Origin of the sequence: Alteromonas sp. ALT199, from assembly GCF_018619335.1 — a bacterium.
In the GTDB taxonomy this organism is placed as follows: Bacteria; Pseudomonadota; Gammaproteobacteria; order Enterobacterales; family Alteromonadaceae; genus Alteromonas.
This window is the reverse complement of the sequence record NZ_JAHHDX010000126.1, coordinates 37,687-63,925: the sequence shown is the minus strand read 5'-3', so window position 1 is coordinate 63,925 and position 26,239 is coordinate 37,687. Positions and strand designations below refer to the sequence as shown.

Genomic DNA, 26,239 nt, shown 5'->3' with positions numbered 1-26,239 from the left:
CGCTGCACTTTTCCAATAAATTAAGGAAGGAAAGTGTAGTTTCATTGAGAACCACTACTTTTGACAGCTATTTTGCTTTTAACGTTCTAATAATCAAACTGCCGAGTTGCCTCGTATTAAAAGGGTTACCGTTGCCATTTAAAATACTCAGATTGAGCTGCTTTGCCACTTCCCGAAGGATAGGCTTTGCAGGCGTTATGTGTTCAGCTCCTTTGTAGACTTCGATAGTACCGTTTTCAAGCTCTTTAATTGTGTAAGGTGCTTTGTATACTGTATTAACAGTAGATACATCTTTCTTTATTTTATTGGTATTAAGTAGTCTAGAGAGCGATATGATTAACTTTCCACTATTTCCGCTAGATTCACGCATAAACGTTTTTGCTACATCTGTTTCTTCGTTTAGCAATGTTTCTATTTGCATTTCTTCAGTATTAACCTTTAGCACAATCACACGGTCTACGAATTGTAATGTGTTAGGGTTAAACGCTATGTGACCACTGGCGCCCATCATAGCTGTGGTTTTTACTGATACCCTCTCACCAGCTGCGCTAACAACATCATAACCTTGTTGATTTACTTCACTAGCCATTTGTCCATTAGTGATTAAAGCCGCGTACAATTCACCAATTCTTCCTATGAGGTGACGCAACTCTGTAGGTGGAACACCCCATGTGATTTCCCTTTCAAACCACGACATTGCTTCGCCTAGTGACTGAATGATTTGCATTTGTGTCAGGGCCATTTTAACTCCTGTTATGGTCTCTAATTATTTTGTGTTTAATTCAATAATGAACGGTTGAAAATTTGGGCAAGACAAAAGCAACTCCTGTAATAAACTAATTGAACGAACAAATTTATTAAGCTGCTCTGTAGACTCATGTAATTCAGAGAAAAATGCATCCATGCGCATCAACACTGCGAAAGGATGGTAAAGGTTAATTTCGACATTTTTTGAAGCGCTTAGACTATCAATAACTTTCCATTTATTATCATGGGGCGAATAACTAACGTTCGATGAATTTAACTTGTTAATTCTTTCTGTGAGCTCGCTTCTAAGCCCTTTAAAGATAGAGCTTGATTGGAGCGAGTTATGTAACGATTTTTGAAAGTCGAAGATTAATCCGACGTGCATGTGTTTGCCCGTTATATGTTCAAATTTATGGTCAGCACCATCAGCCAAAAAGCCGCAAAAAATACCTGGCCTCCAGTCAAGCTTCTGAGCACTTTCAACACTACAGAACTCTATTCCAATTCGACGCTCAACAGTGGAAAGTCGATCTTTTACAGTAGGTTCCAATAATTGGACTAAAGGCCAAGTGATATGTTCAAGAGAGGCTTGCTTGATAAGCGAACGCATTTGTTCTTCAAGCTGTTTAGCTTCAAGGTAATGCGTAATAGCCAATTGATTGATAGGAGATATCTTACCCAATCCCTCTGCTTGAAGAAGCCCTTTGAAGGATTCCAAGTACCATTGGGCTGTTTCATTTTTTAAAGGCTTAATTTTACCCAAAATTTCGTGAATATCATGCCAACAAATAGCGCAGTCGGGGTTTTGTTTATGTTGATACTCTCGTGCAGTTATAAGAACAACGTAATGATAATTGAAATGTTCTTCAGCATAGGCTCTGTAATTATCGAGCTGAGAATAACTCAATTCAGAATAGACTTTATGCTCGAAAACTATTACTACATCGTCCCACTTAACCAGCATGTCAGGAAATTTTCCATCGAAGTTTGCTTGGGTTGAGACTTCATAGTTATTGGCATTGAAAGCTTTTGGTAGCTCAAATTTTGAATTAATCTCTTCTAAGAGAGCTACCATAACTTCGCTGCTATTTTTTAAAAGGTGCGCAAATGCTTCTGTTAAAAAGTTTTCTAATGGGTCTGATTTATCTCTAGGTCGATACTTTCTTAAGTTTACGAGTAGGTTGTCTTCCATGCTTTGGACTCTTCCACATTGATCGGTTTTATTTATTTAGTTATCAAGTAACTCACAGAAAACGCCATTTTCATAAGTGCTTTCACCTCGCTCGCGAATACTTATTGCATCCTAACGAAAAGAGTTAATGAATCCGGTAAATTGATTATGCGTTTGAAAGGTTAGGTAAAAGCCATTAGTAAGCTGTTCAAAAGACCGCATAATGAGTATCTCTTGTCCATTTACATTTTTCGTCCTGTAGTGAAAAAGCGTCGATAATGAGTTTTCTACTGTACTTATTTTTAATAATAGCGCTATCAGCAAAAACTTTAAACGTAGCACATTTCTTCTCAAAGAGAACTCGTCCACGAGGGAACATCTGATACTCAGAATTCATAAGTGTTGGAAATTCAGGAAGGTAAGCTTTCTCGGTTTCCCAAACTCTTATATGGCTAAAACATGTGTCGGCAATACCCAGACTACTGTACTTTGCTTTCGACAATAATATAGACCTAGATATTAGCCTTTCATGGTAAATCCAAAAGATACCAATACGTGCATTCGATGCTGTCATTAAAGTTGTCTTAATTTAGTTTTACACCCCACTGACACTTTTCATTTATAGACCCCTCTTTAGATGTTACGTTTTGAAAGCCCCAAAAAATGTTAAAACCGATACCCCAACATAAAAGAAGCACTGGATTCATATGCGTCGGCAACTTTCTGTATATTCACTTCGAAATCTAGCGTGATGTCTTCAAAACCGTATTGGTGCAAGCTCAACGATACTGCATCGATTGGATCATCACTTCCATATTGGTTGTAGGTCCTACTTAAGTTAACCGCCAACTTACTATTCAGTTTTGTATATGCGTTTAGCCCAATAACGGGCTTGGCGTACACAAATGCTTCGTCCTTGTTAGCGCCTGCCCCCACTATAATGTCGCTATACACCCCTAAACCTTGCATAACTTCACGTGTTAAGCCTAAACCAAACTCTGATTGAACAATGAGTTTGCGTTTTAGCTCGCCAGTTAGCACGCGATTTATCCCAATGTTAAATGAAGGTGACCAGTTGCTTATATTTTGTGTAATAGGTACTCGCGATACCATTTGGTAAAGCATGGCCTTGTCCACATAGATATCACCTAAGTTGTTTTGCTCTAAACCAACTCTGAACTCAACGTCGGCCAAGATAAGCTCGGTTTCACCAATCATGCTCCTGTTGTCGTCGGCTAGCCTTCTTGCAACAGGAAAGGCTCGAAATGCCATGAAAGAACGGCTGTCTTGATGAGTGAAACCGGCAGCAACATAACCTTCTTATTGGCGAGAGGAAGGAACAGGGAGTTCAGACACGTCTAAAGAAAGGTGCTTATATTTAGCATCAAACGCTGCAATTTCAGCGGAGTTCTTTTGATATTTCTGTTCTGAGATTGTTTGAGCTGACCTAAAGTACTGATTAAGCGCCAGTGCGTATTTGGTTTCAACAAACGAAAGTGATAATGAATCTAACTGAGCGCGAGCCAAATGCGAAGATATGGTAGACGCACGTTTACTCCCGATACTTTCTTCTAACGTCGTTATTTCCCACTTATTTGAAGGTACGAATTGGGTTGATGCAACGAGAGAGTTTGCTTGTGCAAATTTAACAACATCAAGAGGGGGCAACCAGCTTGCAACCTGATTTAGATGAGCAGGACGAGCAATATTTACCAATAACTGAGTAACGGTGGCACAGTTGAATATATGAAAAAAATAAGCGGGGCTCTGCTGTCCCATTCCCCATATGTAGTCTTGTACAAAGTGGCGCTGTTGCTCGTTGAAATCTAGCGTGTATCGCCAAATGTTTCTTTGCTCTTCATAAAGATAAAATTGCTCAAATTCTTGGTAAGGAGCAACCTTAAATACGCCTTCTTTTCCTGTCATCAATGTTTCGTACATGATGTGAGGAACGTTTAAAGAGTCTAGTTCTGTAAAAAACGTAATACCGTGCTTAACGGGAATGTCTTTATCGTTAGTGCCATCTAGACGAAGCATAATATGCCCCATCATAGAGCTCGCAGATGTAACATTTTCCGAGGCATAAATTAGCTTGATACTATCGGCCGGAACACTTTCTAGAAATTTGCGATATTCTGCGCAGTGCTCGGCTGGGGAAATTGATTCAAATTCGGGTATGTAGTGCTTGAGCAGTCGTAAACGAGCAGGGTAGTTGCAAATGTTTTGGATATTACGCTGAAAAAGCTCTACGGTAGCTTGCGCTTCGGCTAACGGGCTGACGAACGACTTTGATATATAAATAGAGGTGTCGTTAGTTATTGGCTTCCCATTTTTAAGTTGCAACAATAGGTGCCACAACGGGTCGTTAGCTATTTGCTGTAACGTTGAGCTATCAACTTTCGAGTAGCTAGTTTGAGTAACCTCACTGGCCGTGGAATTAGCTGCAAAAATCAAAAAAAAGGAAGCAAGAATGCTTCCTTTTAGAATTCGTGTAAACATATCTTATTTACAAGGTACGCTTACTGAATCTTGGTATTTCCACATTTTGTCTGAGCCGTAATCGGTAGACGAACCGAATACACCGCCACTAATGATGTTGATAAAAAACGCAGATTCAACTTCTTTGTTCAGGTTAACGTCGGTACATTTTGCATCGTCAGCAACTAGCACTTTATCTTTGTTCTCTTTCTTAACAGTAACTACGCCAGGCACTGTTTGAGACATACCGTCAACAGTAACTGTAGTTGTTAAGCAGTACGCAATTAGAAAGTTAATGTTCAAATTAGGTTGGTGAATTTCAGACACAAAAAACCGACTCAAGGGTCGGTTTCAGTATCTGCTTCAAAAATAAGAAGATGACACTGTAGTTGTCCAATCTCTCAGTACAACATGAAGTGAATTAGTTATTTTAACAGACATTCTTTACTACCGTATCGTTGAGATGCTCGCTATAAATAACGGTATTTATAAGTATTTGAATGAGGGGCTCATACGTTATGAATAGTAATACCTCTATTATAAGAATGTTTAGATAAGCAGGGTACGATGAGTAAAAAAAGTGCGGGAATTAACACTGTGATGCGCTAATATATGAGGTTAATAGGCTGATTAAGAAGCAAAAAATCGACATGACTAAAGAAGCATATATTATTGGCGTGGATGGAGGCGGTACCCGTTGCCGGGCACAGTTAGAAGATACGCACGGCAATATTCTCGGGCAAGCTGAATCGGGCTCAGCTAATATTATGACGAACGCTGAGCAAGCTTTACGATCGATTATTAGTGCTAGTGAAGAAGCCGTGTATCGCGCGGGGCGTCCAATAAGTCTCGATCAGGTGTATTTAGGAGCGGGCTTAGCCGGTGCTAACATTCCAAGTGCAGTAAAACAGTTTCATTCCTTACCTAATCCTTTTAAAGCGGTTCATGTTATGAGCGACCTACATAGTGCGTGCTTAGGAGCTCATAATGGCAGCCCTGGCGCACTTGTCATTTGCGGTACTGGTTCCGCAGGTACTGCATACCAAAATGGTAAATTTTTCGACAGGGGAGGATATGGCATTGCTGTAGGGGATAATGCCAGTGGTGCATGGCTAGGCTTAGAAGCAATTAAACATACGTTGTTGGCCTTTGATGGCGTAAAGGAAAAGAGTGTATTATTTTCCTCAGTGTGTGCTCATTTCAACCTAAAAACAGCAGCCGAACTTACCGCACAAGTTAAGGGTTTTAAAGGGGGAGATTATGGCGTTTTAGCGCCGGTGGTCGTAGAGGCCTTTAATAAAGACTGTCCTGTAGCAAAAGCGCTAATGACAAAAGGTGCGAGTTATTTGTCCACGATAGCGTCGAGCTTATCGGATAATTATCGTTTACCCCTAAGCTTAGTGGGTGGGCTAAACGGTATTTATACCCCGCTCTTAACCCAGCAAGTTCAATCTCTGCTAGTGACGCCTAAGTCATCACCACAAACCGGTGTTATTGACTATATGAAGCAAAAGCTGGTCGAAAATTAGTTCGGCCAGTTTTAAACAATGAGGGGAACTTACTATTATGGGTGAGTCTTTAAACTATCCGCGTTAAGAACCTTCACTAATCAATTGTCCGTGCTTCCAAACTCCGTCTATTTCTAACGCCTCATTCAATAGTAAAAAGTCAGCTGGCATTCCTGGTTTTAAATAACCTAGGCTTTTTTCCCTTCCAATAGCTTTGGCAGGTGTAGACGTGGCCATCTTAAGACATAGCTCAAGGGGGACACGCATGGTTAATGACAGGTTTCTTACTGCGTCTATCATAGTTAATACTGAACCTGCCAGATTGCCCTTGTTAGTAACTAACCTTTGATCTTTAAGATCTATTTTTTCATCTGCGTAATAAAAACTGGTTTCCTTACTTGCCGAGGGTGCCATAGCGTCTGTAACGAGAAAGAGTTTATTACTACTTAGTGCGTTTAACGCAAGGCGAATGTTGTATGGATTAACGTGGATAAGATCAGCAATAATACTTGCATAGGTAGTGGTTGACGCCAGCGCGCAGCCAACCAGCCCCGGCTCTCTTGCACTAAGACCAGACATAGCATTATACAAGTGAGTAAAGCCAACAGCTCCCGCGTCTATTGCTGCCTGTGCCACTTCAACAGACGCGTTTGAATGTCCTAAGAACACCGTTACGCCTTCTTTTACCAATAAGGCAATATCGTGTGTACTTACCTGTTCAGGCGCCACAGTTACGAGAACATTACCGATATCTTTTCGGGTAAATAAGGCGATTTCCTTATCACTTAAACCTCGTATGTGTTCACCACTGTGCATTCCCTTTTTAGCCACACTTAAGTGTGGACCTTCAAAGTGAATGCCCACAATACACGAAATATCTTGAGACAAAGCCTGAGCCACCGCATTTGCTCCTTGTTCCATAACAGCAAAGCTATCTGTCATGATTGTAGGTAGCATTGATGTCGTGCCAGTAAGGCTGTGAGCCGAACTCATCTTGGTAAGCGTTGGTAAGCTTGGCGCATGATTAAACTGAACGCCACCGCCGCCGTTTATCTGCAGATCTACGAAGCCAGGTACAAGTAATCCGTTTAACTTCTCGTAGGGGGAGCGGCGGGAGGCGTTAGGCTCGAGAGTTTCAATCCTGCCATCACGTACAGTAACTAAACACTCATTATGTATCTGTTCACCATCGAAAATTCGAGACACAAAATAGGTATCGTTTTTCATATAGTTTTTGTCACCTTCTTAAGACCCTCGGGGGAGTCGGGGTTCATGCCTAGCGCTAACGATATTGATTCTATATCGAGATAAAAGCGCTGCATTATAACTAAACACTGTACCGCAGGATGCAAATCTGGCGCCGTTTTCAAGGTTGACATCAATTCCCCACCACTCGATTTGATGATGGCGAGTCTATCTTCATGGGATTGCTTGCTTTCATCATAGATAAGCACATTAAGGATAGACAAAGGATTATTTAAAAGCGCAAAAGGGCCATGGGAGAACTCTGCTGAGGAGAACGCTTCAGCTTGAATTGCGCAAACTTCCTTAATCTTTAACGCCATTTCTCTGGCTATTGCATATCCAAAACCACGCCCAAGTACAACACATCTTTCAAGTGAAGCAAAAGCATCTATAGTTATTAAAGAAGGTTGTTCTAACTCTTCTTTAAGGCGCTTAGGCGCTGTTCTAAGATCATCAAATAGCTGCACATTGTCTGATAGTTTTGCTGCAATATGTATAAGCGCGCTTAACGCTGCAATATAGCTTTTCGTCGCCGCAACAGCTAACTCTGGTCCCGCGCTAAGCGGGATAAAGAAATCTACTATATGCCGCAGTTCAGCATCTTCATTATTTATAAGCCCAACTACTATTGCGCCTGCCTGTTTCGCCATCTCGGTCTGAGCAATAATATCATTGCTTCCACCTGACTGAGATATAACAAAGACAAGGGCATTTTCTAAGTGTAATGCTTTGTTGTAGATGCTGCTTAAAGATAGCGCAGCATGACAAACTGGGATTCCAAGCGTGGTTTCAAAAAGGTATTTAGCAAATACACCAGCGTGGTCTGACGAACCACGCCCTATCATATATATTAATGAAGGCCGAGACTCTCCAACCTTAGCGACTAGCTGAGCAATAACTTTTTCATTGCGGTTCAGCTGGCGAACGAGGGTATCCGAAACTTCCCGGGTTTCTTTCGCCATTAGTGTTCCGTTCATAAATATTAATATCCTAAATATGTTTTAGCTTTGTCAGCATCAAATGATTTTCTAAGAAACGGATGTGCTTCGGTATTGAATATATAGTCGTCGAAGTTAAATGCTTCACTACCCGCAAAGGCAACATAAAAGTACTTCAATGTTTCAGCATAAAAATACGTAGCAAGGTAATCTTTGGGCTCCATGGTACGGACATCTTCAACCGAGTTAAACGCTGTGTCGTTTCTGCAGCAGGCTTTCATATCGGCCCAGTATGTTTTGATCATGTCTAGATATTCTTCCTTCCCAGTTAGTTGGTGAAGGTAGTAAGCCGACTCTACAATTTCTGGGTTAAGCTCAGAGTTAGCATATTCAATTCTGTCTTCTCCATAATGGTAGCGCGTAGGCAATAAGCCATATTTTTGCCACAACCAATGCCAGGATTGCTGTGTTTTTTCCGCGTTTTCTATATCGCCTGAGATAGCCTGAATAGCAGGGAAAAATGCGTCGTACAAAGAAACGGAACGTTTGAGAATTTTTCCCGTGCGCATGTCGACAATAGAATAAAAACGATGTCCGTTGAAATCATCGGTTAAATATCTATCTATTTTAGCTTTAGAATCGTCCCATATCGCTTTAATTTCAGGGTCGGGGAGTATCATCCAGCTCTTGTACATATATTCATAGTAGGCATCTACACCAGCTTGTAAGTGGTGCCATTGCGTACCTTCCCATTCTCCCGTTTCTACATTAATAACTTCGCCAGGCAGACCTATCTCAGAGCGTCTTTCATAGATAGCTTTCGTCGCTTTTTTTGCAGCCTGATAGTATTTAGGGTCTTGGCTGTAATAGCTTAAAATGCCAAACTCGAATAAATAAGTGGCGGCCTGGGCGACATTAATTGTAGTGCCTTCACCCTGACCTTTATCACCCGCTACCTCACCCGTTTTCAAGTTTACAGAATGGTATGGAAGGCCTGTAGGGGAGTTAAATGCAGGCAGTAAACGATCGGCAAAATCAACGGCTTTGGCGAGAATTTTGGGATTTCCGCCAAGCTCATAGATGGCCAACAAACCGCCAAGAATACGAATATTAACTTCAAATACCTGGACATATTGATCTTTGTTCCAATCTTGCGCTAAGGCGTAATCTTCTACTTCTTTTGCTTCTTCATTTAGCCCCATAACTTTCAGCGTGCTATAAGCGTCTATCGGTGATATGCCTAACGAATTTTCATACCAGTTAAACCCTTTTTTCGACAGAGGCAGTAATACATCGTAACCCCACGCATAGTCTCGGTAGGCATGCCAGGCTCTACGGGTTTCTTCCACGACTTCTTTTGCAAGAGCGGGCTCAGCGGCAATGCCTTTAACGGCTGAAAGAGGCGCTGAATTCGCTTGTACAGAACCCCTGTAGCGCTCTTCACTAGTAGAAGTTGAACATCCACTTAAAATACAGGTTATTACTGAAGCTGCTAACCATGTTTTTTTCATATTTCCGCTATTCCTATGCTAATGAGTGTGTTTTGAAGGGTGCTCGACAGTGAGTTTTCCGCCTTGTACTAGCTCGCTATGAGAAATAAATGGCGAAGCTAAGTGACTTTCGTTGAATAAAATGCTCGTACGGTCACTGAGCTTCTTTTCGATGATGAGCGTGGTGTTACTATCGTGTTCTTCGCCCAACTCTAGGGTGATTTTGTCAAATACAGGGGCAAAAATTGTGTAATTCGCATCAGCGGGGCTTAATGGGTAAATGCCCATCATAGAAAATGCGAGCCAAGCGGACATGGTGCCGGTGTCGTCATTACCCGGTAAACCACCTGGCTGAATGCCAAAATGTTCGTTGATGAGGCTATGTACCACTGATGTAGTTTTTTCAACGCCGCTATTGAGGTAGTTATATAAGAATGGGTACGTAATGTCTGGTTCATTAGCCATATCAAAGTTATTTGTGGCAAACGTAGCATCTAAAGCCTTTTCGAAATTATCTTTCCCCCCATGAAGTTCAATTAAGCGAGGTATAGCGTGAGGGGTATAGAAACGGTAATTCCATGCATTTCCTTCGATGTAACCGGTGGCGGGTTCGAAATTTCGACCTAGTTCTGGATCAAAAGGCGACAACCATTCTCCTTTTCGGTTTTTAGGGCGCAGCATTTTTGTAGCTGGGTCAAATAGTTGTTCAAACTGGGCAGCTCTGGTGTAGAAAGTTGATGCTATGGCATCTTTGTTCAAGGCTGTGGCTAGCTTGGCAATAGCATAATCCGCTTGGAAGTATTCTAAGCTGGTAGCCACGCTACCATCATAAGGGCCTTCGTCGTCAAAGGGGACATAACCAAGCGTTAAATAGTCGTTAATTTCAGGGCGCAATAGGTTTGCATTTTCTTGCAAGGCAGACTTTAGCATCGCGTCAAATGCTGCCGTTATGTCGACATCTGTAATCCCGCGTAAATAGGCGTCAGCAATCATTACGGTGCCAGGATCACCTACCATTACTTGGGTTTCCATGCCAAAGAGTTCCCACTTGGGTAGCCATCCTGACTCTTTCGCCATTTGAATGGCACTATGCATCATTTGTTGTTGTAAGTGGGGGTATAGAAGACTTAATAACGGGTGAACGTTGCGACTCGTATCCCAAAGAGAAAACACGGAAAAGCGTGGGTTCTCTTTATCGTTTCCAGTACCACTTTGTCCCATAAGCGGATAGTCTCCGTTTACGTCACTAATAATACTAGGGTGAATAAGTGTATGGTAAAGAGCGGTATAGAACCGAATTTTATCGTCTGTTTCGCCCTCTACTTGCACACGGTTAAGCCTATTGTTCCATGCAGTCTCAGCCGCTTGAGTAACTTTTTTATTATTGAAGTCAGGAATCTCATGATGCAGATTCTCTCGGGCATTTTCGATGCTCGTAAAACTCAAGGCGACTTTCACCTTCACAGTATGCTTAGTATCACTGGTAAAGGTTGCCCATCCACCTAGGTCGTCTCCGTACATAGGGTGGCGGTATTGAGCGTAGCTTTTGTAATCGTCATTTGTACCTATCCAATCTGCCTCTACGTTTTTGTATTTGGGCATTTTTTTATAAACGCCCGAATCGGTAGGAAGCGTGTCAAATGATACTGCAAAGTACACAGGGCGAACGTCCTGTGAAGAGTAGCAGAAGGTACCGAGTGTTCGGCTTCCAACAAATTCGGTTTCAGATATTTGCTGAATAGAGCCGCCGGTTTCATTGGTGAGCCCTTGCCCTAGGTTTATAATGACGTTGGCTTGCCCCGCTGGGAAGGCAAACTCGGTAATAGCACTGCGCACTGAAGCAGTTGATGTCATCTCTACGCCATAACGATCAGCCTTAGCGCTATAAACGCCAGGTTTTGCGAATTGGCTTGAAAGGGAGCTGCCGTATTCTTTTGCGTCAAAGTTTTTTGTGCCCGTAGTAGGCATTACAATCACAACCCCCGCTTCTGGGCAACCAACACCACTTAAATTCAAATGGCTTAAGCCGGTAAAGTAGGTGTTTTCATGTATATAAACTCTTGAATTCCACGCTTCGTCTTTTTCAAATGGGTTTTCATTGTTGAACCTATGGGCCACGTTAAAAGGGGATACAGAGACTAAACCATTGGGATATTGAGCCCCAGGGTGGGTGGCCCCAAAATTTGAGGTGCCAATAAAAGGGTCAACATATTGAGCGTTATTTTCAGCGCGAACAGCGTGTGACAGCGTTAGGCAAAGAAGCCCTAAAAATACGAACTGTTTCATGGAGCGTTACTCATTTCAAAGACTAAGGAGCCACCGGCCAGTATTTCACTGTGCTTAAGCGTGAAGCGAGAAAGGGGAGTACCATTTAACAATACACGTTTCACGTACACGTTTTCGGGGGCTTGATTAACCGTATTTATTTTAAATTTATTGCCGTTTTCCAGGTGAATAACAGCCGAATTAAGTTCTGGGCTACCGAGTACATATTCGCCGCTTACCGGATTAACAGGGTAGAATCCCATTGCACTGAATAAATACCAAGCAGACATTTGTCCGGCATCTTCATTGCCAGATAAACCATCCGGTTGGGTGGTGTACAGAGTGTCCATTATTTGTCTGACTAAGCGCTGTGTTTTTTGTGGTTCACCGGCGTATTGGTATAGGTAGGGAACGTGATGACTAGGTTCATTGCCGTGCACGTACTGTCCAATATTACCTGAAATCCACTCTGGCAAGTCATCACTGCTTTGTGATGTGGCAAACATAGCATCAAGTTTAGTGGCGAAACGTGCTTTTCCACCATAAAGCGCAATCATTCCCTCAACATCATGGGGAACGAAAAAGCTGTATTGCCAGGCATTGGCTTCGCAATAGTCCTCAGGGTGATAGGCAGTAGGATCGAACTCAGGACGGAAGGCGCCTGAGAGGCTTTTAGCTCGCATGAAACCAGTGTTAGGGTCAAAATGATGAGCATAATTCTGCGCTCGAGCGTAGAACTCTTCAGCGATATGGGATTTCCCTAATGAATCTGCAAGCAATGCAATAGCGTAATCGTCAAAGGCATATTCCAGCGTTAGCGATACATTCCAGCTTTTTTCTTCATACGGGACATACCCTAAATTCTGATATGAGCCTATACCAAATTCTTGCTGTTTAGCACTCTTCATAGCGGCTTGGAGTAAGCGCTCACCATCTATGTCAGTGAGCCCTTTTAAATAAGCGTCTATTAATACGGGCACAGAATGATAGCCCATCATCATATCTGTCTCATTGCCTTCAAAAATCCATACCGGAAGACGCCCAGTTACCTCGTAATGTTCCATCATGCTGTTCATCATGACTTTTGTTGAGGCTTGGTCGGTAATGGTTTTAAAGGGGTGTAAAGCACGAAACGTATCCCACAAGGAAAAGAAGTCATACCGAGTTGAACTACTCGTATGTATTTCGCCATCAGGGCCTTTATAGCGCTTATCCGTGTCTGAAAATAAACGAGGCGCTAAATACGTATGGTACAAGGCGGTATAGAACTGCGTTTTGTTATCGTCTGATGCGTCAATCTCTATGGTCGATAAAAGCTTATTCCAACGGCGTTGGGTGTTAACAAGAGTCGCGTTATAGTCGTTAGCGTTTTCTTCGGCTAACCAGTTGAAACGGGCGTTATCCATACTAACCGAACTTAATGCGGTTGATACTTCAAGGGCTAAGGTATTAGGAAAGCTAAATATAGCTGTCACGCCTTCGCCTTGTGCGGTGGTTATAGTATTAGGACGTTGCGCGTTTATTTGGTGTTGCGCAAACGGCTGGGAAAAACGCGTATAAAAGTAAACCCGTTGATCTGTGGCCCAGCCCGTCGATTTTCGATAGCCACGTACCGTGTAATTATCGACGATTTCGATGTATGTGTCGGTTGTATCGTCCCAGTTCCGAGAGTAGCCTAAGTCAAGTCTTACCCGGTTAGACGTATCGGGCGCCTTAAATTGATAGCGTTGAATACCGATGCGATCTGATGCGGTAAGGCTAACAGTAATATCGTAATCGTCTAAATAGACTTCGTAATAGCCAGGCTTTGCTTGTTCTTTTGAATGTTTAAACGAAGACGAAATAGTGCCATCTTCTGGCCCCCCTTCAAGCTCGCGTTTTACCTCTTTACCACTTAGGGGCATAAAAGAGATATCATATAGATCCCCTGCGCCTGTGCCTGATAAGTGTTTATGGCTAAATCCAGCGATAACAGTATCTGGGTAAAAATAGCCAGAAATCCAATCCCATCCTGCACGGCCATTATCAGGACTAAGTTGCACCATTCCATAAGGCGCGGTGGCGCCAGGGTAGGTTTTACCTTTTCCATCCGTGCCGATAAATGGATCTACCCAGTCAATGGGTGAGACTTGAGGTTCTACATTGCTATGGGTTTGCAACCCTGTTGGAGTGACGCACCCTGCGAGCAAGCTCGTAGCAAACAGCGATACCCAAAAAGATAAAAACATTCTATTAGATTTGAAGGGGGCCATTGAAGAAACCTACATTATTCACTAAGAGTAGAAAGAACATCGAAGCACGCGCCAAGTGTGTGGTAATCACACTTTGCCCCAGCGGCACTTTTTTCATTGCTGTACTTAGCGTTAGTGCGTTTTAATACACGGAACCATGCACCATATTGATGGTCTACCATGTGCTCCCAACTGTACTGCCATAATTTAGCGTACGTGTCTAAAAAGCGAGATTCCTTTGTTTGTTCATAAAGAAGTGCGGCGGCAGCAAAGCTTTCTGCTTGTACCCAAAAGTACTTATCGTCGTCGCACCATTTGCCATTATCATCAAAGCCGTAAATCAAGCCTCCGTATGTATCATCCCAGGCTGTTTCTACCGCACGATCAAATAGTGATTTAGCGGTTTGTACAAGGCGCGGATCCGGGCGATAACGATGTAATATAAGCAACAGCTTAGTCCATTCGGTCTGATGGCCCGGCTGAAAGCCCCAAGGTCTGTACAAATTCTTTGGATCGTCTTTGTTATATTCCCAGTCGATATCAAATGAGGGCGTATAATGTTCCCAGATTAAATTGTCAGAAAGGGCTGCTTGTTTATACGCGATGTTATGAGCAAGCGTTTCAGCGCGGTCTAGAAATTTCGTTTCCTTAGTGGCTTGGTATGCACTTAACATTGCCTCACAAAGGTGCATATTAGCGTTTTGTCCGCGATAGGGGCTAAGCTCTCCCGATTCACTAATTTCATCAGCATACAGGCCGTAATCAGCTTGCCAGAAACGTTGTTCCAGCAAATCGTACACGTAATTGAGTTTATCGTTACTTTCGATAATCCCCGCTTTGCGAAGCGCTGCATAAGCGAGTAAAACGAAGGCATAGCCATACGCTTGTTGCGTTAAATCAAGAGGCTGATTGTCTTGAAGTGTCCACGCATAGCGTTCGCTCTCAGGTTGGAAATGAACGGTTTCAAGAAACGTTAAACCATGAAGTGCTATTTCTTTATACTTTTCATTACCAAATAACGTGTAGCTGTTTGCATAGTTGACAATGATGCGCGTGCTGCTTACTAGTTGTTTAAATCCGGCGTTAAACACTTCACCATCGTCATAATAGTTTTGGAAATACCCGCCATTTTCGTCAACAACACGAAGCGTATAAAAATTAAGAATGGACTCGCAGTGAGTCGATAAAAAATCTCGGCTATAAAAATTCATTGCTCTATCCTTCACTTTCTGATTTTTTCACATACATGGCATAAAAACCGATATAAATATACGCAGCGACAGGAACAATAAAGCTCGCTTGCACTGACGTGAAGTCCGCTACCGCCCCCTGAATTAATGGCAAGATTGCGCCACCGACAATGGCTTGACATAGCAGCCCTGAGCCTCTTCCTGTAAGTGGTCCTAACCCTTTTATGGCCAGAGAAAAGATAGTGGGAAACATAATAGAGTTGAAAAAACCTACCCCGATAACAGACCACATGGCGAGATCGCCGGTGGTATTCATCGTAGTAAAAAGTAACACCACGGCGGCAAGGGCATTCGTTACCAGTACGTAAACGGGCTTAACTACACGTGTCAGTGCTGCGCCCACGAAGCGCCCTATCATGGCACCGCCCCAGTAGTACGACACCATGCTACTGGCCGCTTTCTCACTCATATTGCCTATATCAGGCTGGGAAAAGTAATTAACTAAGAAACTGCCAATAGTGACTTCTGCACCCACATAAAGAAATATGCCGATGGCGCCCAAAATAAGATTTTTTTGACTCAATAAAGACACTTCAGACGAGGCTTGAGTAGCTTGGTGGCTTTTAATTTGGGGGAGCTTTAGAAATTTAAATCCTACCGCGATACATAAAGTAGCTATTGCAAGAATAAAGTACGGTAACTGAACTGATTCAGCAGACGTCTCTTGATGCACTGCACCAAATATCAAAAATGCGCCAAATAAGGGGGCTAACGTATGGCCAAGGGAATTGATTCCTTGGGCGAGGTTCAAACGGCTAGCAGCCGTTTTTTCACTGCCCAATATAGCAACATAGGGGTTCGCTGAAACCTGAAGGATTGCTACGCCACTTGCTAAGATAAACAAACCTAACAAGAATACGAAATAAAAACCTAGCTCCGACGCCGGATAGAAAATCAAGCAGCCGGTAGCGATTGTACATAAGCCGGTAATGATGCCGTTAGTATAGCCAATTCGCTCTATCAGTTTTCCAGCAAAAGGAGAAACGACAAAATAAGCGCCAAAGAAACAAAACTGAACCAGCATAGCTTGTGTATAAGATAGCGAAAACGCCGCTTTTAAATGGGGAATAAGTATATCGTTTAACGCGGTTATAAAACCCCATAGAAAAAACAAGGTTGTCATAGCTGCAAACGCAAAGTGATTCGTTTGGCTGCTTGGTGAGGTAGCGTTAGCATTGGATGGTATGTGCATGGCAATATCCTAGGAGAGAGGCGCGTTACTCGCGCCTCTATCAGTTTACTGAGTTAAAGAAAGTGAAAACGGCCATGCGTCAGCATTGATAGCGCGTGTTTTGTTTGGCGTTTCGCTCATATCGAATGTCATAGTGCCGCCCGACTGAAGAGCATCTAAACCGACCCAGGTTTTATTCCATGTACTGCCGTTTAGCTGCACATCATCCACATATACGGCAGATTCTGAGTTGCTTTTGGTGGTGATAGTGAAGGGAGTACCGTTGGGCATTGTCATAGTCACTTTGTCAAAAAGCGGGCTACCTAATACAAACTGATCAACACCTGGCGTAACTGGGTAGAAGCCTAAGGCGCTGAAAACATACCAAGCTGACGTTTGGCCATTGTCTTCGTCGCCGCTATACCCATCAGGCGTTGCCATGTATAGCTTATCCATCACATCTCTAACATAAGCTTGGGTTTTCCAAGGCTGGCCAGCATAGCTGTATAAATAGATCATATGTTGGATGGGTTGATTGCCGTGGGCATAATTACCCATATCTACAATTTGCATCTCACGGATTTCATGAATAGTAAAGCCGTAATAACTGTCGTCAAATACCGGAGGCATTTCAAAAACAGTATCGAGTTTTTCAATAAAGGCTTCGTTTCCACCCATCAGTTTTTTCAAACCTTCAATATCGTGAAAAACTGACCATGTATAGTGAAGCGCATTTCCTTCAGTGAATGCGTCACCCCATTTAAGAGGGTTGAAGGGCGCTTGGAAACTCCCATCTTTATTTTTTCCTCTCATCCAGCCTGTTGATGGGTCGAAGAGGTTTTTATAGTTCATGCTTCTTGCTAGATACTTATCGGCATCTGCCTGCTTACCTAGTTTTTTAGCTAACTGATACAAGCTGAAGTCTGCAAATGCGTACTCTAATGTACGAGCTGCGTTTTCGTGTATCCCAACATCATAGGGAACATACCCTAGATCGTTATAATAGGTTAAACCTTCACGGCCAACAGACGTCATGGGTCTATTAATATTCACTTCTGCATTTTTAACTGCTGCTTCATAGAGGGTGTCGATATCAATATCGGTTATGCCTTTCATATAGGCGTCTGCGATATTTACCGCCGAGTTCGATCCGATCATGACATTACGGTGGCCAGGGCTTGCCCATTCAGGAAGCCAACCCGACTCTTTATACGTGTTAGCTAACCCTTCCATTATCTGGGCGTTTAAATCAGGGTACATCAATGAGAAGAAAGGAAATACAGCTCTGAAAGTATCCCAAAAGCCGTTATCGGTGAACATATAACCTGGTAATACTTCGCCGTTGTACGGGCTGTAATGCACAACTTCATCCTGTGCATTTATTTCGTAAAACTTTCGTGGAAATAGGAGTACGCGATAAAGCGCAGAGTAGAAGGTTTTTACGTTATCAAGGTTGTCATCTTCAATCACTATCCGGGATAATTCACGCTGCCATGCTTCAAAAGCTTTTTGTCGCGTTATTTCAAAGCTATCTGTGCCTATCTCGCGCTCTAGGTTTAATTCCGCTTGCGCTAGGCTAATAAACGAAGAAGCCACTTTTACTGTCACTTGCTCATTATCCGCGGTGCTAAACCCAATAATGGCTCCTACGTGGTCACCTTCATTTTCTGTCGTATTTAGCGCCAACTCATAGCCATCGTGCCATGTGTGGGAAGTGGTAAAAGGTTTATCAAAGCTAAGCACGAAGTAATTTTTAAAGTTACTTGGTACGCCCCCGTGATTGTATTTTGTGTAACCTATAATCTTCTGTTCATCGGGTAAAATCGTTACTTTCGATCCTTTTTCAAAAGCATCTAATACAATATAGGCGTCTTCGGTTTTTGGAAATGTGAACCTAAATTGGGCTGCTCTTTCTGTAGGGGTAACCTCAGCGGTCACATCGTGATCAGCAAGGTAGACCGAATAATAGTTAGGCGAAGACGTTTCTGCTTTATGAGAAAACCATGAAGCGCGCTCGTCCTGATTGAATTTAATACCGCCCGTTACAGGCATTAAAGCAAAAGCACCGTAGTCGTTTAGCCATGGGCTTGGTTGGTGGGTTTGTTTTATTCCTCTAATTTTTTCGTCGTCGTATTTGTATGTCCAACCATCGCCTATAGGGGCTGTCATTGGGGTCCAAAAATTCATCGCCCAAGGCGTAGCAATCGCCGGATAGGTATTGCCATTTGATAGGCTAAATTTTGAATCGCTACCCATCAATGGATTAATGTATTGAACTAAATCCTCTTGAACCAAGTTGACTGACGTCGGGGCCTCGCTACTCGTGTGGTGATCGAGTTGCTGCTTATTGCTACAAGCTGCTAGGAGGGAGCCTGCAAGTATAGGAATAATAAAAGTTTTGCGTAAATTCATGATTTATCCGTTCCACACCTTGTATAATAGATGTAAATCAATGGTTATAATAATGATTGCTGAGAACTGTAATCGATTACAATCTGAAAATCTATAATCAATTGCATAAAATTGCTCTTCTTCCCCTATTAAGGGCTAAAATCCCCGGTATATTGGTAGAATGTAATCGTTTACTCTTTGTTGTTGCTAATGTATGCAAGTAGACGGTATTATAAGCACCTCTACTGTCTCCATTAGACATTGATGGCTCTTAAAAAGGATTAAAATGACCAACATTAAAAAAGTAAGTGAACTGGCAGGCGTTTCGACGGCCACGGTTTCACGTGCCCTCAAAAATCCCTCTTTAGTCAATGTTAAAACCCGAGAAAAAGTAATGGAGGCGGTGAAAACCGCAGGTTATCGGCCTAATTGGTTAGCAAGCAGTGTGAAAAGTGGTAAGTCAAATTCCATCGTTGTTTTAGTGCCTAACTTGGTAAACCCCTTTTTCATGCGCATTATTGAAGGTATTGAAAAAGGTGCGCAAGAACATGGATACTCAGTACTATTAGGTGATACACAAGGCGAACATAAGCGCGAGAACGAATACGCTAGCATGCTGTTATCTAATAGGGCGGATGGATTAATACAACTTGATCACTCATTTCCGTTCTCCGAGGCTGATGAAGATCTATCTAAAAACGTGCCCCTAGTGAGTGTATGTGAACGGGTTACAGGGAAAGACTACCCGTATATCGAGCTAGATAATTACGCTGCGGGTAGGGCGATAATGAATCATTTGGTAAGCTATGGTCATGAAAAATTTGGATTTATTGCAGGTCAGCGAAGCTCACAAATTTTTCACGACCGCCTAGCGGGTATGAAAAGTGTGTTGTCCGAAGAGGGAATTAATTTTGAGGAGTCATCGTTAGTCGGTGAGAGTTACGATTTAGATACAGGCGTAGAGGGCGTAAAGGAATTATTAAAATTACCCCATCGCCCCACCGCTATTTGCTGCTTCAACGATGATATTGCTATGGGCGCGCTCTTTGAGCTAACCAGGCGTGGTATATCCATTCCTAAGGATATCTCTATAACCGGTTTTGATAACGTGAGAGTATCTGGGTATGTAAACCCGCCCCTCACTACAGTAGATCAACCTGCCTTCGATATGGGTAAACGGGCCGTAGATGTATTAGTAAAAATGATGAAAAATGAAGAACTTACAAGAAAAAGAGAAATCTTACCGTTTCAGTTACTGGAAAGAGAAAGTTCTGGTCCCGCCAAACGCTAGAATTAATTAAATGCCTTTATCCCACCATCTACGTTAACATTTTGTAAATAAATTCGCCTCAGATCTGTTGACAACTTCTTAACACAGTCATAATATCAAGCTCTAACTGAAAACGATTACATAACTTGCTGTGTAATGAATTCAGTCAAGTAAAGCTTGCGTAAGTCGTAAGTGAATGAAAAATGTATAAATATAAATTTAATTTACTTTCCTCATCGTAGCTTTGTTTACGATTACATGAAGGATGGAGACGCACCACATGGCTACCCAAAAGAAAGAAGATGATATGTCTATGACCCGTACATTTGGTAAATCACTGTTATGTATGGCAGTCGCGACTGCAATGAACCCAGTGTACGCCCAGCAGACTACTGACGCCGAAGAAGCAGCGTTAGAAGTTATTGAAGTAAAAGGTATTCGATCGAGTATGGCGGAAAACCTTGCTACCAAAAGGCTTTCTCAAGCAGTAGTCGATGCAATTACGGCGGAAGATATTGGTAAATTCCCTGATAAAAACGTTGCAGATTCACTACAAAGGGTACCTGGTGTTGTCATACAGCGAGATGGGGGCGAAGGCGCTAGCGTGAGTATTCGAGGACTAAGCTCAGACCTCACTTTTACTCAATTAAATGGTAACTTTATTGCATCTTCTCCGGGTGAGCCTTCACGCTCATTTGATTACACGCTACTTCCTTCCGCTATGATCAAAAAAGTAGAAGTGTTCAAGTCCTCTGAAGCTCGTTTAGATGAAGGCGGCGTCGGCGGCACCGTATTGCTGCATACGAGAAAGCCCTTTGAAATGGACGCTAATTCAGGCGTACTGAATATTGAAGCGACTTATGCGGATGTAACTGAAGATTATGAGCCGCAAGGCACCGCCCTTTATTCATGGAAAAATGAAGAGGAAACGCTTGGCTTTTTAGTCGGTTTTACCAAGCAAGATAGAACAAATCGTACTCTCTCTGGTGGCACCAACGCGAATGTTTGGCGGTGGACTGGAGAGGCCGGTAACGCAGTTGATGCGAATGGAAATGCTATTAATAACAATAACCCGTGGGCAGCACTTAACGATGCTACAGGGAATACCTATAGTGATGTCTATTTTCCACAGGTAGCTAGAACGTCCGTCGTTAAAGAGGATAGACAGCGCGAAGGTATCCAGCTTACAGGGCAATGGAGACCTACTGATCGCCTAGAAATAACCGCGAACTACTTTGGTTTTGAACTGGGGCAAGATAGAACGCTATCGGTTATTGATATTCCTGAATGGTCGCTTAGTCCTAATTTCATCAGTGATGTTACCCTAGATGAAGCGGGTCTGAACATAGTTGGTATCGACTATGTAGTGGGCGCTGGCGGCGTTGAAAACGATATGCAATTTCCTTGGATCCGTGGCACGTACACGCGAGAAGAGTCTACCTCAGATACCTTTGATTTAGGGTTTGAATATGAAGGCGATGAATTCGTCGCGAATTTCAAGTTTGGTCAAACAGAAGCGGAAGGCGGACCCACAGAAAACTGGGAGGCAGCGTATAAAAGCTCAAACTGGGGCCAAGGAGACGACTTTGTAGAAAACGCAGCGCAATATGCGGGCTGGTCACTTGGTTCTGATCGCCTATCCATGTATATGGATCCCAACACACTTAATGCGTTGTTGTCAGGCGTGGGTGGTGCAGCTGACCCAGGTTCATCAGGTTCCAGCTTTGTAAACAGTGAACTAGAAGAAAAATATGCCCAGCTTGACTTAGATATATACGTTGACTGGGGTATGTTCCATACCATCAAAACAGGCGCAAAATATCGTAAAGGTGAACTACACAGAGAAACCGGCAACAATTTCTTCCTAGACCCTGATTTCGATATTGCAGCAGCGGAAGCCACTGAGGATGGGATTGATGTGTTTGATAGCTACCAGTGGAATGGGGGAATGCCGAGTGCCGAAGAGGTGCTAAACACCTCGGGTGAAGGCAATATCGCTGGTGGGTTCGATATTAATTTGATGCCTACGATCAATTGGGAAAAATACAGAGATCTCGTGGTATCAAACTACACGCCATACACACGCATCGAAGATCAGTTCGTTTACGATATTGAAGAAGAAATTAAAGCGGCTTACATACAAGGTGAGTTCGACTACGCAGATTTTCGAGGGAACCTAGGTTTACGGGTTGTGGAAACTACGACCACTGCGGCATCAACCGACCTTTACACCTACTTCTTAGATAACGTTGATGATGAAACCGGCGAGCCTGTAGTGGGAGACGATCGGTTCCGTGAGCAATACGAGCTTATCGAATCAAAAAATACTTATACAGAAGTACTGCCTAGCTTAAATGTAGTATGGGATGCGGGCGAGAACTTAGTGGTACGTTTAGCTGCTGCAAAAGTGATGTCTCGACCTGGATACAGCGCGCTAGGTTCACAAGAAAGAGTGACTTTCGTTTCCGATGAGTGGGCCTCTGATCGGGCCGAGTTCAATGAGCTTCCCGGATTTTCAGGTAGTGGTGGTAATAAGGAGTTAGAGCCTTATCTATCTAAACAGTTCGATATTTCTGTAGAGTACTATTATGGCGAAGGGTCGGCCATTGGTTCTGCGTTATTTTACAAAAAAGTTGATAATTTCATTGTACCTCTTGTTATCGACCGCACCACCGACTATGCCGGGTTTGAAGATATCGTTCCGGCGGGTGAAATCACAATTACCCCCTATTCAACCTCTGGAAACGGCTCCAACGCTAAATCTAAGGGTTTAGAGTTGTTCATTCAACATGCGTTTGAGAGTGGTTTTGGCTTATACGCCAACTACACGCGAAACATCACTAATAAAGCGGATGTATCTGTAAATGGCGAAGTAGAAGGCCAATCAGCACTCGTGGGTAGCGCAAAATACCAATACAACTTATCTGCCTATTATGAGACTGATGACTATAGCGTTCGCGCTTCTTGGAATAAGCGAGGCGACACTGTGCTAGGCCTGGCCAGCGGCTTTAATGTATACCAAGACCCCTATACGCAAGTCGACATAAATGCGTCTTATTCGTTAACCGAAGATATTATAATTAGTGCGTCAGTAGTGAACCTCACCGAAGAAGAGTCAGTGTCTCGACTCGGAAACGATGTGGACTCTCGCCTTTACGGCACCAGTTACGCGGGCCGTCGATTCTATATCGGCGCGACATATAGCTTCTAGTCTCAGAATTTAACGATAAAAAATCGAATAGGACATATTATGAAAAAATTCACGTTAACAAAAGTATCTCTATCTGTGGCGGTAGTATTAGGTCTATTAAGCGCGTGTAAAGGGGGAGATGATCCTAAACCTGAAAGCGCACCCACACCTGTTAGTACGCAAGCAGAACTTTCTGGCTCGGTAACTAAAGGCACCATGATAGGCGCGGATATATCGGTAGCGCCTATTGTTGGCGGAGCCGCAACCACAACGAATGCGCAGACAGACAGTAATGGCGACGTATTTTTAACCTTAACCTCGTCACCCGGTTACGCCTTTAACGGTATTTACCGTGTCGAAGCACTCGCCGGCGAAAACGCTACTATGGTATGCGATACAAGCGCATGTGGTATCGCTGGTTTAGGCGAAAATGTTGATGCAGAGGCACTTGCCGGTACTAAGCTTACTACCTTGAGCTGGGTATCTGCGCCATTAGGTACACAAGAAGATGGTGAACCTGAAGCGACCTTCCAGGCTACTGTATTAACTACACTAGCCTCTGCATTACTTGAGCAGGCAATCGAAGAAGGGCGGAATATTTCAGCATTGGCTACATTGGCGCCAGCACAAGCTGAGTTTAGCGTTATGCTAATGCGTATTCTTGGCTATGAAACGTCAAATTTTGATGTTTTTGCAACACCCGTGGTTAGCGTTGAGAGCGTTGAAAGTGTAGCTGGGTTGGATGCAAAGTCACTAAATGCGTCGCTAATAAATGCTGCCTTTGCGTATATGCCTGAAGATACAACACTTGCTCAACACCTTGAGACCATGAAGGCAAATGTAATGCAAGCTGCCGCGGGAGATACCGACGCGTTAACAGCGATTCGAGAACAACTACTTACTGCCCTTAGCGCACACCCTGTAGTTAGCGCGTTAGGTATGGAACCAGAAAGCATCATTAATGTTGACTTGCCAGTGGCTATAGAGTCTCAAGGCGGCGGCCCGCTAATTGAGTACACTACTGCCGCTAATTTGGCATCCGCCGACATTACCTGGCGGGCTGCGATTAGTGATGGGGAGTCGGGCGATAAAGCTTTAGACAAAGATACGCAAACTAAGTGGCTGGATAATGCCAGCATTCCTTCGGTAGAGGATCCTTCGTGGATTGCCATCAGTTTTGAAGACGCGGTGCCGGTTAATACTTTATCCTTGACGAGTGCTAATGACGCACCCGAACGTGACCCTGAGAACCTGTCTCTAGAAGCCTCTTTAGACGGTGAAACATGGGTAACGCTTGGTGAATGGGCGGGCGTATCTTTTGATGAGCGTTTTGAAACCCAGCACCTTACATTAAATAATTCTCTCGCTTACCGCCATTACCGTGTGAATATCACGAAAAACAAAGGCGACAGTAATTTAATGCAGGTAGCGGAAATTGGACTATCCGGCCCCTTAGAGTCTGCCATCGTGCATTCATCTAATGCCACGTCAATAGAAGGGCGTGGTTTCATTGGCGACGCCGAAGCCCCAGCAATGGCGTTTGATTTAGACGTTAATACAAAATGGCTCGATGATACTGGTGTGCCCACCGAAGAAGCGCCGTCTTGGGTAGATGTAAGCTTTGCAAGCCCGGTTAATATTAATGTTCTTGCGATAACCAGTGCAAACGATGCACCATCGCGCGACCCTGAAAATTTCAGTCTGTTGGGTTCAAACGATGGCGGTGAAACGTGGAACGAAGTAGCGGCGTGGGTAGGTGAAACCTTCGATAGCCGATTTGAACGAAAGTGGTTAAGTTTCCAAAACCCGAAATCATATGCTCTTTATAGAATTAACATTTCTAAAAATAGCGGCGATGATAGCTTGATGCAGGTAGCAGAGCTTTCTCTTATTGGGCCTACACAGGCTCCAGTAAATCATGCTACAGCAGATGGCGTAACAATTGATTACCGTGGCGCTATCAGTGAAGCGGAAGCAGGCGAGTTTGCATTCGATGGTGATGCCTCCACAAAGTGGTTAGATAATACGGGTATCCCTTCGGTAGAAGATCCAAGTTTCGCTACCGTCACATTACCTGCACCAAAAGCTGTTAATACATTCACTATTACTAGTGCTAATGACGCCCCTAGCAGAGATCCGGAGAATGTCACTTTACTGGCATCCCATGATGGAGAAACGTGGGTAACACTTGGCGAATGGGCTGGTATCAGTTTCGAGGAAAGAGCGGAAACCCAAATTTATAGCCTTTCGAATATGCAAGCATTTACGCATTATAAGATTAATATCACTAAAAATAAGGGTGATGATAGCTTAATGCAAGTTGCAGAGTTAGGCTTATTCGGTACCGATTATGCTGCAATAGACCATACTGATAGTGCAGATAAAGTGGTTACTGCACGTGCTGCTATTAGTGATGCAGAGGCGGGCGAAATGGCCTTTGACAATGCGATAGCGACTAAATGGTTAGACAACGGCGGTATCCCTTCTGTAGAACAACCATCTTGGGTGGAAGTCGCATTATCCTCCCCAACAGTAGTAAACCAATTTACCATTACCAGTGCTAATGATGCGCCATCGCGCGACCCTGAAAACTTCTCTCTTTTAGGCTCTAATGATGGCGGTACAACCTGGTTCGAAATTGGAAGTTGGGCAGGGGAGACCTTTGATGATCGCCTCCAACGCAGGGTATTTACTACCAGTAACGGAAGCGCATTCAATTTATACCGTATCAACATTACCAAAAATAAAGGCGATGATAGCTTGATGCAGGTGGCTGAATTTGAATTATTAGGTCCACAGCTATAAAAAATGTATGTACTGGCATCGACGTTCGCGTCGATGCCATTTCCCCACTACACAATCATTCACCATTTTTAATACTTATAGGAGAAAAC

At 43.3% G+C, this 26,239-nt stretch carries 17 protein-coding genes; 4 read left to right on the top strand and 13 right to left on the bottom strand.

Annotated elements, in window-relative coordinates; genetic code table 11:
• Positions 1-67: 67 nt before the first annotated feature.
• From KL866_RS13990 to KL866_RS13975, 5 genes are all read right to left on the bottom strand, one after another.
• On the bottom strand, positions 68-742 hold the full coding sequence (locus KL866_RS13990) for a DUF6998 domain-containing protein (RefSeq protein WP_118492444.1): 675 nt from the start codon (positions 740-742) through the stop codon (positions 68-70).
• Between the two features lie 24 nt (positions 743-766).
• On the bottom strand, positions 767-1,939 hold the full coding sequence (locus tag KL866_RS13985; protein WP_214995563.1) for a PD-(D/E)XK nuclease family protein: 1,173 nt from the start codon (positions 1,937-1,939) through the stop codon (positions 767-769).
• 645 nt (positions 1,940-2,584) lie between these two features.
• Complete coding sequence (locus KL866_RS20330) at positions 2,585-3,190, bottom strand: hypothetical protein (protein ID WP_251140060.1); 606 nt, start codon at positions 3,188-3,190, stop codon at positions 2,585-2,587.
• 48 nt (positions 3,191-3,238) lie between these two features.
• Positions 3,239-4,417: a DUF4105 domain-containing protein gene (locus KL866_RS20325; protein ID WP_251140059.1), complete on the bottom strand. Its 1,179-nt coding sequence runs from the start codon at positions 4,415-4,417 to the stop codon at positions 3,239-3,241.
• 3 nt (positions 4,418-4,420) lie between these two features.
• The gene (locus KL866_RS13975; protein WP_311236153.1) at positions 4,421-4,723 is read right to left on the bottom strand and encodes an adenosine deaminase; all 303 of its coding nucleotides are present in this window, start codon (positions 4,721-4,723) and stop codon (positions 4,421-4,423) included.
• Between the two features lie 323 nt (positions 4,724-5,046).
• Between KL866_RS13975 and KL866_RS13970 the strand changes: the two genes are divergently transcribed.
• Positions 5,047-5,925, top strand: a complete 879-nt coding sequence (locus KL866_RS13970) for a BadF/BadG/BcrA/BcrD ATPase family protein (protein ID WP_214995561.1) — start codon at positions 5,047-5,049, stop codon at positions 5,923-5,925.
• 63 nt (positions 5,926-5,988) lie between these two features.
• Here KL866_RS13970 and nagA read toward each other — a convergent pair whose 3' ends face one another.
• From nagA to KL866_RS13930, 8 genes are read right to left on the bottom strand one after another with little or no spacing between them, the layout of a single operon-like run.
• The gene (nagA, locus tag KL866_RS13965; protein ID WP_214995559.1) at positions 5,989-7,131 is read right to left on the bottom strand and encodes an N-acetylglucosamine-6-phosphate deacetylase; all 1,143 of its coding nucleotides are present in this window, start codon (positions 7,129-7,131) and stop codon (positions 5,989-5,991) included.
• Complete coding sequence (nagB-II, locus tag KL866_RS13960; RefSeq protein ID WP_214995557.1) at positions 7,128-8,126, bottom strand: glucosamine-6-phosphate deaminase NagB-II; 999 nt, start codon at positions 8,124-8,126, stop codon at positions 7,128-7,130. The genes nagA and nagB-II overlap by 4 nt, the downstream gene beginning before the upstream one ends.
• A gap of 5 nt (positions 8,127-8,131) precedes the next feature.
• Entirely contained in the window at positions 8,132-9,598 is a 1,467-nt protein-coding gene (locus KL866_RS13955; protein WP_214995555.1) for a glycoside hydrolase family 47 protein, read from the bottom strand.
• A gap of 18 nt (positions 9,599-9,616) precedes the next feature.
• Positions 9,617-11,863, bottom strand: coding sequence for a GH92 family glycosyl hydrolase (locus tag KL866_RS13950; RefSeq protein ID WP_214995553.1), 2,247 nt, complete (start codon positions 11,861-11,863; stop codon positions 9,617-9,619).
• A complete protein-coding gene (locus KL866_RS13945) occupies positions 11,860-14,094 on the bottom strand; it encodes a GH92 family glycosyl hydrolase (RefSeq protein WP_251140058.1) in 2,235 nt (744 codons plus the stop codon). Before KL866_RS13945 ends, KL866_RS13950 begins: the two co-directional genes overlap by 4 nt.
• A 14-nt stretch (positions 14,095-14,108) precedes the next feature.
• Positions 14,109-15,284 (bottom strand): AGE family epimerase/isomerase, encoded by a 1,176-nt coding sequence (locus KL866_RS13940; protein ID WP_214995551.1) that lies wholly within the window; start codon positions 15,282-15,284, stop codon positions 14,109-14,111.
• 4 nt (positions 15,285-15,288) lie between these two features.
• Positions 15,289-16,515 (bottom strand): sugar MFS transporter, encoded by a 1,227-nt coding sequence (locus tag KL866_RS13935; protein WP_251140057.1) that lies wholly within the window; start codon positions 16,513-16,515, stop codon positions 15,289-15,291.
• Positions 16,516-16,560: 45 nt separating this feature from the next.
• Positions 16,561-18,906 carry a GH92 family glycosyl hydrolase gene (locus KL866_RS13930; protein ID WP_214995549.1) on the bottom strand — a complete coding sequence of 782 codons (2,346 nt, stop codon included), beginning with the start codon at positions 18,904-18,906 and terminating at the stop codon, positions 16,561-16,563.
• 265 nt (positions 18,907-19,171) lie between these two features.
• Between KL866_RS13930 and KL866_RS13925 the strand changes: the two genes are divergently transcribed.
• The 3 genes from KL866_RS13925 to KL866_RS13915 all read left to right on the top strand — a co-directional run bounded on the left by KL866_RS13925 (position 19,172) and on the right by KL866_RS13915 (position 26,150).
• Positions 19,172-20,176, top strand: coding sequence for a LacI family DNA-binding transcriptional regulator (locus tag KL866_RS13925; RefSeq protein ID WP_214995546.1), 1,005 nt, complete (start codon positions 19,172-19,174; stop codon positions 20,174-20,176).
• A gap of 259 nt (positions 20,177-20,435) precedes the next feature.
• Positions 20,436-23,366 carry a TonB-dependent receptor gene (locus KL866_RS13920; protein ID WP_214995544.1) on the top strand — a complete coding sequence of 977 codons (2,931 nt, stop codon included), beginning with the start codon at positions 20,436-20,438 and terminating at the stop codon, positions 23,364-23,366.
• Between the two features lie 39 nt (positions 23,367-23,405).
• Positions 23,406-26,150 (top strand): discoidin domain-containing protein, encoded by a 2,745-nt coding sequence (locus KL866_RS13915; RefSeq protein WP_214995542.1) that lies wholly within the window; start codon positions 23,406-23,408, stop codon positions 26,148-26,150.
• The last annotated feature ends 89 nt before the right edge of the window (positions 26,151-26,239 follow it).